General features: G+C 38.8%; 14 protein-coding genes. 8 read left to right on the top strand and 6 right to left on the bottom strand.

Annotation, left to right across the window (positions count from 1 at the left end; all coding sequences use genetic code 11):
• Nucleotides 1-1,073 precede the first annotated feature (1,073 nt).
• The 5 genes from CWB62_RS03910 (at nt 1,074) to CWB62_RS03890 (ending at nt 7,196) form a co-directional block, all read left to right on the top strand.
• Complete coding sequence (locus CWB62_RS03910; RefSeq protein WP_138530929.1) at nt 1,074-2,453, top strand: MATE family efflux transporter; 1,380 nt, start codon at nt 1,074-1,076, stop codon at nt 2,451-2,453.
• Nucleotides 2,450-4,444 carry an excinuclease ABC subunit UvrB gene (gene uvrB / locus CWB62_RS03905; protein WP_138530881.1) on the top strand — a complete coding sequence of 665 codons (1,995 nt, stop codon included), beginning with the start codon at nt 2,450-2,452 and terminating at the stop codon, nt 4,442-4,444. Before CWB62_RS03910 ends, uvrB begins: the two co-directional genes overlap by 4 nt.
• 3 nt (nt 4,445-4,447) lie before the next feature.
• Entirely contained in the window at nt 4,448-5,386 is a 939-nt protein-coding gene (locus CWB62_RS03900) for a class I SAM-dependent methyltransferase (RefSeq protein WP_138530883.1), read from the top strand.
• On the top strand, nt 5,387-6,067 hold the full coding sequence (locus CWB62_RS03895; protein WP_138530885.1) for a tRNA (adenine(22)-N(1))-methyltransferase TrmK: 681 nt from the start codon (nt 5,387-5,389) through the stop codon (nt 6,065-6,067).
• A 103-nt stretch (nt 6,068-6,170) separates the two neighbouring features.
• Nucleotides 6,171-7,196 carry a hypothetical protein gene (locus CWB62_RS03890; RefSeq protein WP_138530887.1) on the top strand — a complete coding sequence of 342 codons (1,026 nt, stop codon included), beginning with the start codon at nt 6,171-6,173 and terminating at the stop codon, nt 7,194-7,196.
• A gap of 34 nt (nt 7,197-7,230) precedes the next feature.
• Here CWB62_RS03890 and CWB62_RS03885 read toward each other — a convergent pair whose 3' ends face one another.
• Nucleotides 7,231-7,473 carry a hypothetical protein gene (locus CWB62_RS03885; protein ID WP_006792318.1) on the bottom strand — a complete coding sequence of 81 codons (243 nt, stop codon included), beginning with the start codon at nt 7,471-7,473 and terminating at the stop codon, nt 7,231-7,233.
• A 255-nt stretch (nt 7,474-7,728) separates the two neighbouring features.
• Here CWB62_RS03885 and CWB62_RS03880 point away from each other — a divergent pair, with 255 nt between their 5' ends.
• Nucleotides 7,729-8,178 (top strand): methyltransferase family protein, encoded by a 450-nt coding sequence (locus tag CWB62_RS03880; RefSeq protein WP_138530889.1) that lies wholly within the window; start codon nt 7,729-7,731, stop codon nt 8,176-8,178.
• 83 nt (nt 8,179-8,261) lie between these two features.
• On the opposite strand, the gene queC is transcribed toward CWB62_RS03880, so the two are convergent.
• The gene (gene queC / locus CWB62_RS03875) at nt 8,262-8,933 is read right to left on the bottom strand and encodes a 7-cyano-7-deazaguanine synthase QueC (RefSeq protein ID WP_138530891.1); all 672 of its coding nucleotides are present in this window, start codon (nt 8,931-8,933) and stop codon (nt 8,262-8,264) included.
• 144 nt (nt 8,934-9,077) lie between these two features.
• On the opposite strand from queC, the gene queE reads away from it, so the two are divergent.
• Nucleotides 9,078-9,743 (top strand): 7-carboxy-7-deazaguanine synthase QueE, encoded by a 666-nt coding sequence (gene queE, locus CWB62_RS03870; protein WP_138530931.1) that lies wholly within the window; start codon nt 9,078-9,080, stop codon nt 9,741-9,743.
• A 568-nt stretch (nt 9,744-10,311) separates the two neighbouring features.
• On the opposite strand, the gene CWB62_RS03860 is transcribed toward queE, so the two are convergent.
• From CWB62_RS03860 to CWB62_RS03845, 4 genes are all read right to left on the bottom strand, one after another.
• Complete coding sequence (locus CWB62_RS03860; RefSeq protein ID WP_138530893.1) at nt 10,312-10,665, bottom strand: 2OG-Fe(II) oxygenase; 354 nt, start codon at nt 10,663-10,665, stop codon at nt 10,312-10,314.
• Nucleotides 10,666-10,751: 86 nt separating this feature from the next.
• A complete protein-coding gene (locus tag CWB62_RS03855; protein ID WP_138530895.1) occupies nt 10,752-10,970 on the bottom strand; it encodes a DUF6500 family protein in 219 nt (72 codons plus the stop codon).
• 190 nt (nt 10,971-11,160) lie between these two features.
• Nucleotides 11,161-11,640 (bottom strand): thioredoxin-dependent thiol peroxidase, encoded by a 480-nt coding sequence (gene bcp, locus CWB62_RS03850; RefSeq protein WP_058404144.1) that lies wholly within the window; start codon nt 11,638-11,640, stop codon nt 11,161-11,163.
• Nucleotides 11,641-11,649: 9 nt separating this feature from the next.
• Nucleotides 11,650-12,183 (bottom strand): glycine cleavage system transcriptional repressor, encoded by a 534-nt coding sequence (locus CWB62_RS03845; protein WP_138530897.1) that lies wholly within the window; start codon nt 12,181-12,183, stop codon nt 11,650-11,652.
• 359 nt (nt 12,184-12,542) lie between these two features.
• On the opposite strand from CWB62_RS03845, the gene bamC reads away from it, so the two are divergent.
• Entirely contained in the window at nt 12,543-13,601 is a 1,059-nt protein-coding gene (gene bamC, locus CWB62_RS03835; protein WP_138530899.1) for an NlpB/DapX family lipoprotein, read from the top strand.
• Nucleotides 13,602-13,645 lie beyond the last annotated feature (44 nt).

Raw genomic sequence — 13,645 nt, 5'->3', positions numbered from 1 at the left:
ACCAACTGAGCTAAGGGGGAAGCGTCTTGCCTTTCAACGGGGCGAAATATTAATGACCGCGCTGCAAAGTGTCAACATATAAAAGTCATAAATTAAAAAAAGAGGTTTATTCGTTGTTTTTATGTGCAATCTGCGTGTTTTATAGCTTTGTTTTAAGCACTTCATTGGCATTTTTATAAAACCGTTACTAACAAAATAACTTTTTGTGATCGTTTAGTACTGTTGGTTGAGTAAATAAAATACAAAGTTAAAGTGATTTATTACGCGTAAAACTCAAAAAACAAAATTAACTGTTTAGGCCTATTAGTTAATTAATTCTGTAATATTAATGTTAGGGTATTTTTTATTCGGTATTACTTTACTGATAAACACGTTGTTTAATTGTGTGCAATTATGAAGTGTAAACATTTAAATTAATAAAGTCCTGCATGTTCATAAAGAACACAATCAATAACTTGTAACTACATACGCATGCGTTAATGCGTGGTCACAGGGCTGTCGAAATTTAAAAATATTAACCTAGGTTAATTTGTCGGCTAAGGTTACAAAAGCATTAAAATGTAAATCCCTCATTTGGTCAGACCTGCACGTAAAATGTATGTCTCTCGAAGCCTTTATAAATGCGGCCTTGAATGAGTTATCCACGGTTTCTGTGGATAACTCTGTTTATGAAACTTTAAGAACATCAGCGGCACCAGTATTTTAGAGTGCTACAACGATTTCAAGCTTTTAAATCATTATTTTTATTTTAAATGAAAACAGCAGCTTAGCGTTTTAGGGTTGCAGTGTGTTATTCGATGAGAGTAACTTTTCGTTACGATAAATCAAAGTGTCGAATTGTGTAAAAAACCGACAGGTAAACCGTGTGTTTTGTAATAAAAGTAGCAAAAATGTGTCTTAATTGTTTTTTGATGCATTAAGGCCTTATTTTAGCAAAAACGTATAAAAAGTGATGTTTACTCCATACGCTCTTTTTATTGGGTGTGCCTGTGTAAAATGTAGTGATAAATCCGTGGCTTGAATTGCCCTGATGCTTTAAAATGATCAACTCAGTAAAAGAGGCCATTTATTCCATGCGCGCAATTTCAAATACGAAGACTCGCCCAGATTTACTTAACGATCCCATTATGCCAACGTTGAAAATAATGACTGTTCCGATGATCTTCGGCATGATCATGTTAATGATGTTTAATATAGTTGATACCTTCTTTATCAGTTTGTTGGGTACAGAGCCTCTCGCTGCAGTGAGTTTTACTTTTCCAGTCACCTTTACCGTAATTAGCTTAGCTATTGGTTTAGGCATAGGCACTTCAGCTGTCATTGCAAAAGCGTTAGGCAGCAACAAAATAGATGAAGCTCGTTTTGACGCCAGCATCTCTATATTAGTGGCTGTTGTGTTGGTGCTTATATTATCGTTTATAGGCTATTTACTTATTGACCCGGTATTTACGTTACTGGGTGCAGGACAGCAGGTGCTTCCTTTAATACATGAATACATGAATGTGTGGTTTATTGGCAGTGTATTTTTAATCACACCCATGATTGGGAACTCTGTATTACGTGCCAGTGGCGATACTAAAACTCCCAGTATTGTAATGGGAGGAGCAGGGCTTATAAATGCAATACTCGACCCCATGCTTATATTTGGTTTTGGTCCTATACCTGCAATGGGTATACAAGGCGCAGCCATTGCAAGTGTAATAGCTTGGGCTGTAGCTGTTGTCATTATTTTATATATTTTAATAGCAAGAAAACGATTACTTAGTTTAAAAGCTGGGTCACAAACAGTTATGGGGTCAATCCGCAAAATATTAAAAATAGGTGTACCTGCCGCAAGTGCTAATATGCTTACACCAATTGCAATGGCGGTAATGACGGCACTTGTTGCTAATCATGGTCCTGAGGCCGTTGCCGCGTTTGGTGTTGGTAGTAGAATAGAGTCTATTGCAAGTATTTTAGTGCTTGCCTTATCAATGACACTCCCGCCATTTGTAAGCCAAAACTTCGGTGCTGGAAAATTATGTAGAGTTAAAGACGCATACATAGGGACGTTGAAGTTTGTGATGGTTTGGCAATTTATTATTTACGTTTTGCTGATTATTTTTTCTGAAGTAATAAGCCAGATATTTGGTAAAGAGCAGGCAGTAATAGATGTAATTAAGCTCTTTATTTACACCATACCATTAAGTTATGGTTTGCAAGGTGTGATCATATTATCAAATTCATCGTTTAATGCTTTGCACAAACCAATGAATGCATTGTTTTTAAGTATTATACGTTTATTTATTTTTTATGTTCCGTTTGCTTACTTAGGCAGTCATTTTGCAGGGTTAACGGGGTTATTTATTGGTGCGGCAGTAGGTAATTTATTTACCGCATTTGTAGCGTATAAATGGTTTATAAAAGAGCTTGAGTCATTGAGCAGTCAGTCATTACAGGAGTGCAATAATTGAGCGATCATTTTCAGTTAAATTCACAGTTTCAACCAGCAGGGGACCAACCTACTGCAATAAAGCAATTATGTGAAGGTTTAGAAGCCGGGCTTGCTCATCAAACATTGTTAGGGGCAACAGGTACGGGGAAAACCTTTACCATGGCTAATATAATTAACGATTTGAACCGCCCGACAATTATAATGGCGCACAACAAAACGTTGGCTGCGCAGCTTTATGGTGAAATGAAAGAGTTTTTTCCTAAAAATGCCGTTGAATATTTTGTTTCTTATTACGACTACTACCAGCCTGAAGCGTACGTTGTATCGAGCGATACCTTTATTGAAAAAGACGCATCCATCAATGAGCACATTGAGCAGATGCGATTAAGTGCAACCAAAGCATTACTTGAACGCCGTGATACTATTATTGTTGCGTCGGTTTCGGCTATTTATGGATTGGGTGACCCCCAGTCATACATGAAAATGATGTTGCTTTTAAAAGTAGGCGAAAAAGTTGATCAACGCGATATGCTTCGCCGTTTAGCCGAAATACAATATACCCGGAATGACATAGAGTTTAGCCGTGGTACTTACCGAGTTCGCGGCGAAGTGGTCGACATATTCCCCGCAGAGTCAGAAACATACGCAGTGCGAGTAGAAATGTTTGACGACGAGATAGAGCGTTTAAGTATTTTTGACCCGCTAACAGGCGCTGTTGAAAAACATATTGTGCGCGCCACTATTTACCCTAAAACGCACTATGTAACTCCGCGTGAAAAAATCCTTGGCGCAATCGAAAATATAAAAATAGAACTAAAAGATAGAAGAGCTCAATTACTCAGTGCCAATAAATTAGTAGAAGAGCAGCGCATTGCGCAGCGTACTCAGTACGACATAGAAATGATGACCGAGTTGGGTTATTGCTCGGGAATAGAAAACTACAGTCGTTATTTATCGGGGCGTACCCCCGGCGATCCGCCGCCAACCTTGCTTGATTATCTACCTGATGACGCATTAATGATTATTGATGAATCGCATGTAACGGTGTCGCAAATTGGCGCTATGTATAAAGGCGACAGAAGCCGTAAAGAAAACCTTGTAGAGTATGGTTTTAGAATGCCCTCAGCTATGGATAACCGACCCCTTAGGTTTGAAGAGTTTGAAGCCATTGCACCGCAAACTATTTATGTATCGGCAACGCCTGGCGACTTTGAAATGGAGCGAAGTGGTGGGGAAGTTGCAGAGCAAATTATTCGTCCAACAGGGCTTTTAGATCCGCTTATTGAAGTGAGACCCGTTGGCGACCAAGTTGATGACTTGCTGTCAGAAATATATCAATGCGTTGAAAAAGGTGAGCGAGTATTAGTTACTACACTGACAAAACGCATGTCAGAAGATTTAACCGATTATTTAAGCGAACACGGCGTAAAAGTGCGCTACCTGCATTCAGACATAGATACCGTAGAGCGGGTAGAAATAATTCGCGACTTACGCGCCGGTGTATTCGATGTATTAGTGGGTATTAACTTACTAAGGGAAGGCTTAGATATGCCAGAAGTGGCATTGGTTGCCATACTTGATGCCGACAAAGAAGGCTTTTTACGCTCAGCCCGTTCGCTTATTCAGACCATTGGTCGTGCTGCGCGTCATTTGGATGGGCGTGCCATTTTATATGGCGATAAAGTCACAAAATCAATGGCAAAAGCAATAGATGAGACAAGTCGCAGACGCGAAATTCAGCATCAATACAATTTAGACAACGGCATAGAGCCACGTGCATTGGCTAAAAAGATTCTTGATGTGATGGATGTTGGCGAAGAGGCTGGCCCTAAAGATAACCTTCAGCTTATTCGCAAAGAATCTAAAAAGGTACTTAGCGCGAAAGAAATTGCAACGCAAATTAAGCAACTTGAAACTAAAATGCACGCGTATGCGAGCAACTTAGAATTTGAAAAAGCAGGCTCTGTGCGCGACGAAATACACGAACTACAACAACAGTTGATTAATTAAAAAATGACTACAAATTTTACGCCTCTGATTACGGCACTTGAAAGCGCCCCTATTTTAAATAACGAATTGTGTCGTGTTTTTCACGGGCGAGGCCATAGTGTTGAGACATTAAGCCACTTAAATTTAGATTTTTATCCACCAAGCTTATTTTTAGTATCGTACGATGAGATAGACGAAAAAACGCTTCATCAGTTAACCGAAACGCTTTGGCAATGGGCGCAAGCACACCACCCAGAATTAATTACCTCGCTTGTTTATCAGCAACGCGCGGGTGTGCAAAGCCAAAATACAGTCATGTTTGGAACGCTCCCTAATAAGCATACAGTAACCGAAAACGGAATTCGCTTTTTAGTCGATTTGCAAAGCCGCCAAAATACAGGGATTTTTCCTGATATGCGAAGCGGCCGCGAGTTTGTAATGGCTAATAGTAAGCATGGCAAAGTACTTAATTTATTTTCGTACACGTGCGGTTTTTCGTTAGCAGCAATGCAAGGCGGTGCCGATCATGTAATGAATATGGATATGAGTAAAGGGGTGCTTAAAGTAGGTAAGCAAAACCATCAGTTAAATGGTTTTGACAAAGGGGTGAGTTACTTACCTCACGATATTTTAAAGTCGTTTGGTAAATTAAAAAAAGCAGCCCCGTTTGATTTAATTATTGTCGATCCGCCAAGTTTTCAAAAAGGCAGCTTTATTTTAACTAAAGACTACCAAAAAGTGCTTCGCAGGCTCCCAGAGTTACTCAATCAAACAACAAAATTGCTTTTATGCGCCAATAGCCCCGAGCTCTCAGAGGATGCATTTAAAGCCCTGATTGACGAGCACACACAAAGTGCGATTACATTCGTAGAACGCCTTGCACCTACCGACCGCTTTATTGAAATAGACAGTGATAAAAGTTTAAAAGCGCTCGTCTATAAAATGTCACATTCGCCTGATTAAATGAAACTCAGTAAACGACTGACTGCGATTGATGCGCTTATAACACGCCAGCAAAACACTATTTGGGATTGTTGCTGCGATCATGGCTATTTAGGTATGGCTTTGTTGAAGCGCTCAGCTGCCGATAAAGTCATGTTTGTTGATATTTTGCCAAATGTGATGACCGATTTAGAAGCGCGATTAACCCATAATAAAAAATTTAGGGTGCCTGGTAATAAAAAGCCAGAATGGCAGGTCTTGTGTCAGGACGTTGGAAGTATAAAGCTGGATGATGTAAAAAATCAGGTCGTTGTTATAGCCGGTATTGGTGGTGAATTGGCGCTGCGTTTGGTGAAGCAAATAATAGCGAATAACTCGCCAGAGCGTTTACAGTATGTGCGTTTTATTTTATGCCCTATTCACCATACTTATTTACTGCGCAGTGGTTTACACACGCTTAATTTGGGTTTGCATAGCGAGCAAATTATTAGTGACAAAAACCGTGTTTATGAACTCCTAGAGGTTAGCTTTAAAAGCAGCCAACCGGTGAGTAAAACAGGTGATGCCATGTGGGACTTAAATGATAAACAGCATACGGCTTACATTCAACGACTATTAAATCATTATAATAAAATGCTCAATAAAGATGAGCTATATTATCAAAAAGTTATAAGCGACTATCAAAGCCTTTACGATAGTTAAAAAAGCCCAATTTTGTCGGGCGGCTGTGATCTAATTACATAACAAAACACGTAATGTAAGCACAGTTAATATCTTGCCCAGTGCGAGTTTATTTGGTTTATTTATGTCAGATAAAAATAGTCACCTAAATACGTTACTCAGTAACGACAAAAAATGGCAACATAGTTACGAGCAGCCAATCCCGTATGCGCCGCTTGTGCAATTAGCGAATAATAATTGGATAGTTCCACAGCATTTTTTACGTTACAAACATACGCTTGAAAGTGTGAACGAAGTGCTCGAAAGTATTGAGTTTTCGGCGCATTTCAGGGTACTTGCTGCTCAAAAAGGTGATGAGATATACCTTCAAGTTGCGGTACTCAGCCCTGACAACTACAAAAAAAGTGGTCATCAAAATACCGACAAAGCAAAAAAACTGCTTTTTGGTAGACGCTGGATTGTAGAAGAAAACTTACCTACGTCAGAACTTATTCAAACGGCTTTTTTGGCTTTAAAAGTGGCGCGTGAGCACGAAGTGAGAGAGTTATTCCAGTTAAAACAAAATGGTGCAATAAGCACACCGTTTAATAACCATCACGATTTACCCGTCATGGCGCAAAACCCAGAGTTAGTTTTACACACACACCATAGCGATAATATTAGTGATTTGGTGAGCCGCATTGTGTTTGCTGATTCGGCTATTGAACTAACAGGGTATCAAGCCATTACTGACGAGCAACATTTGTATACAGTAAAATTGCATTGTGATGGCGCTCAGTTAAGCGAGTTTAACAATAAATCCATCGCGTTTTTGACTACGGGGTCGTCAAGTAACCATTTTTTACACGGTTTTATCACAGCTTTAGTTAACACGAGCAACGACTATGTGAGCGAGCAATTTAAATATCAAGGGTTTGCCCGATTTAGTAAAAACGTGGCAGTAGAAAACATTGGTAAGTTAAGTATTGCAATGCGTTCCCCCAGTACAGTTGATTTGTGCTCAATGGGTAAGCAAGAAGCCAATCAATTAAACTTTGAAATAGACAGTGGGCGTGCACCTCAAGGGTGTGGACAAGCTATAGGTGGGTTTTTAGCAGCCCATGGAATAGAGCAACCAGAAAATGCCCATCTGTATCCAAATTACCTTTAATAAATTTAGCGAACGAGTAAGCGTTTAATAACGCTTACAGTTTATTGATTTCTTGTTTAACGTTAAAGCTTGAGTCAGTCACAATGGCTTCAAGTGTTTGTACACGTTCTCTTAGTGCAACCACTTCTGCTTTTGTTTCGGCAAGTTGTTTATGAGCGTCGCTATTATTGTTTTGCATTTTATGTTTAAACTCTAAATGCTTTTTATACATATCGTAAACCACACCCGAACCCACAGATATAAGCACAATAAGTACAATCATCGTAGTACCAGACATAACTATATTCCTTTTTAATTTTATTTATTAAAGTATACGCTTTCCCCACTTTAGTTAAAGCTGGCAATTGTAACTTTATTTGTAAAGAGCTGTGCGGTGAAATTAACCGCTTAATACTGTGGCTAAATACGTATACACAAATACTTACGTGTGGTGTTCATACTTTATACAGTAACAGGGTTGTTTAATATGAAATTAATCGCCATATAGTTATTAACATATTATTTTATAAACTAATTTTATCAGTGAGTTATTATGCTAAATAATAAAATTCCCCCGGTTATCGTTGTTCTATTTTTTGCAGGCATTATGGCGCTCATAGCGCATTACAGTGTCATAGACTTCACTGTGTTTGTTGCCTATTTAGCGGCAAGTTTAGTTATTATTGGCTGTGTAAGTTGTGTTGCAGGTGTAGTGAGCTTTAAGTTAGCTAAAACCACAGTGAATCCCAGTAAACCAGAACAGGCATCAAAATTAGTTACCAGCGGTATTTACCGTATTTCACGTAACCCAATGTATTTAGGGTTTGCATTTATTTTAGCTGGGTGGGGCGTGTGGTTAAGTTCGGTTTGGGCAATGCTAGGGGTTGTTGGCTTTATTGGTTATTTAACGTTGTTTCAAATACTGCCAGAAGAACGTGCGCTTACTAAATTATTTGGTGAAGAATTTACTACCTACAAAGCACGCGTAAGGCGCTGGTTGTAATTTTTAATTATACGCCGTGTAATTAAATGCTATGCAATAAAAAAGGCTATGTAACATAGCCTTTTTTATTTAAACCTAAATAACTATTTATTTGTTGCTAATTCGTATTCTAATGGGTCTGTAATATTATTAAGTGCGAATGCTTCTAAACGTTCTTGGCACGCACCGCATTTACCACAGGCCTTTTCACGGCCGTTATAGCACGTCCATGTTTGGCTGTAATCTAAACCCATTTTTATGCCATCGGTTAAAATATCAATTTTTGTGTTATTTAAATACGGGCTAAAAATTTCCACTGCATCGTAGTTTGCAATACGACATACATCATCCATTTTTTGCACAAATTCAGGACGGCAATCGGGGTAAATAGCATGATCCCCAGAATGAGCACCGTAATAAACTTGGCTTGCTTTAAGTGATACCGCGTAACCAACAGCAAGCGAGAGCAAAATCATATTACGATTTGGCACAATCGTGCTCTTCATGCTTTCTTCTTCGTAATGACCTTCTGGCACGTCAATGTTATCGGTTAACGACGAACCACCAATAAGCTGATTGATAGCCGAAATATCCACAATTTTGTGCGGAACATTAAGTTTTTCACACACTTGTGCAGCCACTTTAAGCTCTTTTACATGACGCTGACCATAGTCAAACGAAAGGGCATATACATCATGGCCTTGTTGCAGGGCTTTATTTAATACGGTAAATGAGTCCATACCGCCGGAATAAATAACAACTACTTTTTGCGTCATATCTGTTTTGCTCTTAGTTTTAATAGAGGTTTATATCAGGGCGCGATATACTACACGGCCGCAGCTTAAATAACAATTTTTGCACAGCGCTTTTTCGTCTTTAATAGTAGCAATTTGGCTACTAGGTAGTAAGTGAGATCTCTTTTGTACAAAATTAATGAAGTGTTTGAAACCATCCAAGGTGAAGCAAGTTTTACTGGCACACCCTCAATATTTTTGCGCCTGCAAGGCTGCCCAGTCGGTTGCTCGTGGTGTGACACTAAACAAACCTGGGATGTAGACAACGTATACAAAGTATCACTTGATGAAACCGTAGAAAAAAAAGCCGACTCAGATCATTGGGCCGATGCCAGCGCAGAGCAAGTACTCGCGTTATTTAAATCACGTGGTTATAACGCAAAGCACGTAGTAATTACCGGCGGCGAGCCATGCATGTTCGATTTAAACCCAGTATGTAACTTATTACACGAACACGGTTTTAGCACCCAAATAGAAACCAGCGGCACGTTTGAAATACTCGCCCCTGAGCAAACATGGGTCACTGTATCGCCAAAGATAAACATGCGCGGCGGTTACGAAGTGCATACCAGCGCTATGAAGCGCGCTAACGAAATTAAGCACCCGATAGCCATGCAAAAGCACGTAGAAGAGTTAGAAGCGTTATTTGCTAAAACAGGGGTTAACCCCAAGCTTGTGTATTTACAGCCAATTAGCCAAAAGGTATCTGCAACCAAATTAGCAATCGACACCTGTATTGCTAAAAACTGGCGCTTATCAATCCAAGTGCATAAGTATTTAGGAATTAGTTAAAGCGCAAAGGCGGCTTTAAGTGGTTAGCTGTAAGCGATAAGCTGCTCGGCGTTAATTTATATTACGTAGATAAAAGGTCGGGTTGAGTGAAACGAAACCCAACACAGCAACTTCAATGCTCACTCTTTCCAAGCACTCTTTATATCAGACTCTAACAAGCTTATTTAAACACGTAGGTCGGATAAGCGAAGCGCCATCCGACAAGGCTAGTTAATTTCTTCCCCGCAGTGATAGCACTTATTTGTTGGCAAGCGATAGCTTGTAGCCGATTGCATTACGTGGTTTTTCTTACACTTTGGGCAGACGTAATTAATAACATTCACAATCAGTACGATTGCAAAAATAAAACCGCCAATATAAAACGGGTTTGCATAAAACAGATTACTTGCCGTCGAAAACTGAAACCCAATAATACATGTGATTAAAGCCACTTAATTCGCTTTAAACCTAACTGCCTTTTTCAAATTTAAATCCTTATATTTTGTTTTTTATGCTCAATATATCAATAGACTATACCGTGAAAGATGGTGAGTACTAGATTAAAGTGCACTTTAAGGGGAGTTTTTGACTAAGTATTTTTTATCCAGCCGATACTGAGTACATAACGGTTACCTTTTTCTATTTTCGATACTTGGTGCTCGCAGATATCAGGACGAAATAACTTGATTCGTTTTGTTTCAAATAGGGGGCTAGCGCAAATAAACTCTCCGCCTATATCCGCTTTTTTTAAAACAATATTTAGTCTGTAATGATGACCATCTTTAACATGATCAGTGTGCGGTGATATTTCACTTCCTTTTGGAAACTTTAATAAATACACATCAAACTTTATGGGCCAAAATGCACCACAAAGCAGCATTTTATCATAGCCTGATTTTTGCCTGCCTCGTGACCATCGAAATAGCTTTTTTACAAAAGACATACACACTCCTTGATTTAGAAGCTTTAATTCGCGCTTTTAATTATTGCTTAAAGCATTATGCACATCGAATATGAGCACTTGGGGGCTTATAAATTATTCAGCACCATTTGTTTTATTTTTTTAGCTTTTACAAAGTGATCTAATTGATGGGTTTGAATCCACCAAGTAGCAGCTTCCATTAAAAGTTCAGGATTGTTGTTTTTATTAGCAAAAAAAGCATAGAAAGATAGGCCTACATTATCACCTTTACTGGCAATTTTTTTATCACACACTTCAATGATTTTAGTTCTTAATTCTTGTCTCATAAATAAGTAACCTAATAGAGCGTATTGGTGAAAACAAAAAGGGACAAACTGTAACTTCAAATTCAAAACTAGCAACTGTTTATTTATCTCTCGAAGATACTTTATTTAACCAAGATATTTAGAAAATAACATAAAAAAGCGCTGCTCTAGGGCAACGCTTTATGTATTTTTTTGGTAGTAATTAGCTAGCTTATTCTGCTGCCAAATAATCAAGCACCACTTGGTGATGATCTTTGGTTTTAAACTTATCAAATAAGTGTTTAATTTTACCGTCTTGGCCTACTAAAAATGTTAGGCGGTGAATGCCATCGTATTCTTTACCCATAAATTTTTTGTAGCCCCATACACCAAATGCTTCTGCAATGGCGTGATCTTCATCGGCTAATAAATCAAAGTTAAGCTCTTTTTTAGTTTCAAAGTTTTTAAGGCGCTTAATTGGATCTGGGCTAATGCCTACAACACGCGTGTTAAATTTAGCAAGCTCGTCTTGTTGGTCGCGCAGGTTTTCTGCTTGTACGGTACAACCCGGAGTAGAAGCTTTAGGATAAAAGTACACAAGTACTTGTTGCTCTTTTAACAATTCACTTAAAGTGATTGTTTCGTCGTTTTGGTTTTGTAAGCTAAAAGCGGGTGCTGTATCACCAGCTTGTAATGGACTAATTGTGTTCATGCTATTTCCTTAACGAATGCGTTTAAAAATATAATCTACGTTTAGGGTATGAGAAAGGCTCTCAAAACTAATTTTAAATTTATCTATGTCTACATCTATTGGGATATTAAATTCTACTTCACAGCGCATTTTTGTGTCAGTTTCTTCGTTAAACGTATCTGACTTTAAAGAACAAATGCTGATGTGGTTATCGGCAAAAAAGCGTGTCACTTTGCTTAGTGTGCCCGGGGTGTCTATACCTGTGTATTCGAGCGTATAGCCGGCACAAAACTCGCCAGGGGTATGGCTTGTAGTGCGTTTCATCATGGTTAGCAGGCCAAGTTCCATTGCCTTGGTTGGTAACACGTGTTCAATGCGGCTTATGGCCGACATGTCACCCTGCAATAACATTATAAAGGTAAACTCACAGCCTAAAATGGCAATGCGGCTGTCTATAATATTACAGTGGCAGTCGCTAACCAATTGCGTAAGCTCACTGACAATACCCGGCCTGTCTTCGCCGATAGCGGTTAACACAATTTGATGATTTGAAAATGCAGTCATGGGTTAAAATACCTAAGTTACAAGGGTTATAACAACGCAATGGATAACACTACTAAATACACTCGAGGACGTGCTCGGCGGCGAAGTTTACCACAAAACGGTGTGTAAACTATAATGCGGGCTAATTAAGCGCGTTTAAAGTACGGTGTTTCTTGTTTTTACTGGCACAGGAAAGTACCATAGCTAAAATTTGCTTATTTGCCCTTAGTTTTTTTCTAAGTTGAGGTGCTGAACTTTATTGCAATTAAGTAGCCAAATAAAAATGTAAAGTTAATATTGATTTTACACTGAACCAAATCGGCATAACCCACTCATATATTTGTTAAAACAATTAAAGGGTATGCTAAGGAGAAATATCTGTGCAGTATTGGATCCCAAAAGCACTTGCAGTAAGTGTATTGGTAAGTTTATCAGGGTGTAGTGTATTTGTTAACGATGCACATAATGAACGTAATTACCGCGCGCATGAGCCAGTAAAAGCGCCAGCGTCTTTATCTCAGCCGGCTCAAGATCCAGTTTATAAAATGGAAGTAGGTCAATATAACAATAATCCAGACGCAACCAATTATCGTCCACCAGCTCAAGTGCTCACTGTAGCTAAGGGCAGTTGGGTCGAAGAAGCGGATAATTTAGCACGCGTATATTTTGATAAAAACGATGGCATTGTTGATTTAGATGACTTTATTTGGGATTCAATTAATGCTGTTTTAGCTGAAAATAACACTGCTACAACCAAAGAAGACAAGTTACTTGGTATAATAGAAACCGATTGGTACGCAATTATTAAAACCGAAGAAAGCTGGTTGTGGGGCGATGAAAAGAACGATGACCTCCAACGTTTTAGATTTTCTATTGAAAAAAAATCGCATGAACGTACAGCCTCTTTACGTGCTGAATTAATAGATTTTAAAGGTGATACAACACTTACAGACTTGCTTAAACAGCAACTAGAAGTGCGTGCACTTAACCAAGTTATTACTGAATTTGATTACCGCTATCGCCAACTTGAAGTTGATATGCGCAAGCGCCAAGGTATTATTTCTTTAGAAATGGGCTTTGACAATAAAGGCAATGCAGCACTGGTTACTGAGCAATCTTACGATGCGGTATTTGATCGTTTTTCAGGCTTTTTAGAGCGCTTGTCGTTTACTATTGTTGAAATAAATCAAGACACAGGTTTAATTACCGCCGATTATAAAGCACCAGAGAGCAGTATGTGGGATTCGATTTGGGGCGACGATGTTGCGCAATTACCAATTGATGAAGGCCAATACCAAATTTTAGTGAGTAAAACCAAGCAAGGTGGCACAAGCTTAACCTGGATGGACGATAAAGGCGAAACGCTTGAGCCAGGTACCATGAATGGTTTACAGCAAGCACTAGAAGCAGCACTTATTAAGCGCGGCATTAAAATATAAATAATAATACGTTTTACCACAAAAAGAGCGCTTAGCTCTTTTTG

It is taken from the genome of Pseudoalteromonas sp. S408 (genome assembly GCF_005886645.1).
GTDB lineage: Bacteria > Pseudomonadota > Gammaproteobacteria > Enterobacterales > Alteromonadaceae > Pseudoalteromonas.
This window is presented reverse-complemented; position numbering and strand designations above follow the sequence as displayed.

Excerpts from the sequence above, each read along its gene's own strand:
- CWB62_RS03895 (WP_138530885.1), top strand. The coding sequence starts at position 5,387 with ATGAAACTCAGTAAACGACTGACTGCGATTGATGCGCTTATAACACGC.
- CWB62_RS03860 (WP_138530893.1), bottom strand. The coding sequence starts at position 10,665 with ATGTCTTTTGTAAAAAAGCTATTTCGATGGTCACGAGGCAGGCAAAAA.
- CWB62_RS03890 (WP_138530887.1), top strand. The coding sequence starts at position 6,171 with ATGTCAGATAAAAATAGTCACCTAAATACGTTACTCAGTAACGACAAA.
- CWB62_RS03845 (WP_138530897.1), bottom strand. The coding sequence starts at position 12,183 with ATGACTGCATTTTCAAATCATCAAATTGTGTTAACCGCTATCGGCGAA.
- CWB62_RS03880 (WP_138530889.1), top strand. The coding sequence starts at position 7,729 with ATGCTAAATAATAAAATTCCCCCGGTTATCGTTGTTCTATTTTTTGCA.
- CWB62_RS03900 (WP_138530883.1), top strand. The coding sequence starts at position 4,448 with ATGACTACAAATTTTACGCCTCTGATTACGGCACTTGAAAGCGCCCCT.
- bcp (WP_058404144.1), bottom strand. The coding sequence starts at position 11,640 with ATGAACACAATTAGTCCATTACAAGCTGGTGATACAGCACCCGCTTTT.
- CWB62_RS03855 (WP_138530895.1), bottom strand. The coding sequence starts at position 10,970 with ATGAGACAAGAATTAAGAACTAAAATCATTGAAGTGTGTGATAAAAAA.
- CWB62_RS03910 (WP_138530929.1), top strand. The coding sequence starts at position 1,074 with ATGCGCGCAATTTCAAATACGAAGACTCGCCCAGATTTACTTAACGAT.
- queC (WP_138530891.1), bottom strand. The coding sequence starts at position 8,933 with ATGACGCAAAAAGTAGTTGTTATTTATTCCGGCGGTATGGACTCATTT.
- CWB62_RS03885 (WP_006792318.1), bottom strand. The coding sequence starts at position 7,473 with ATGTCTGGTACTACGATGATTGTACTTATTGTGCTTATATCTGTGGGT.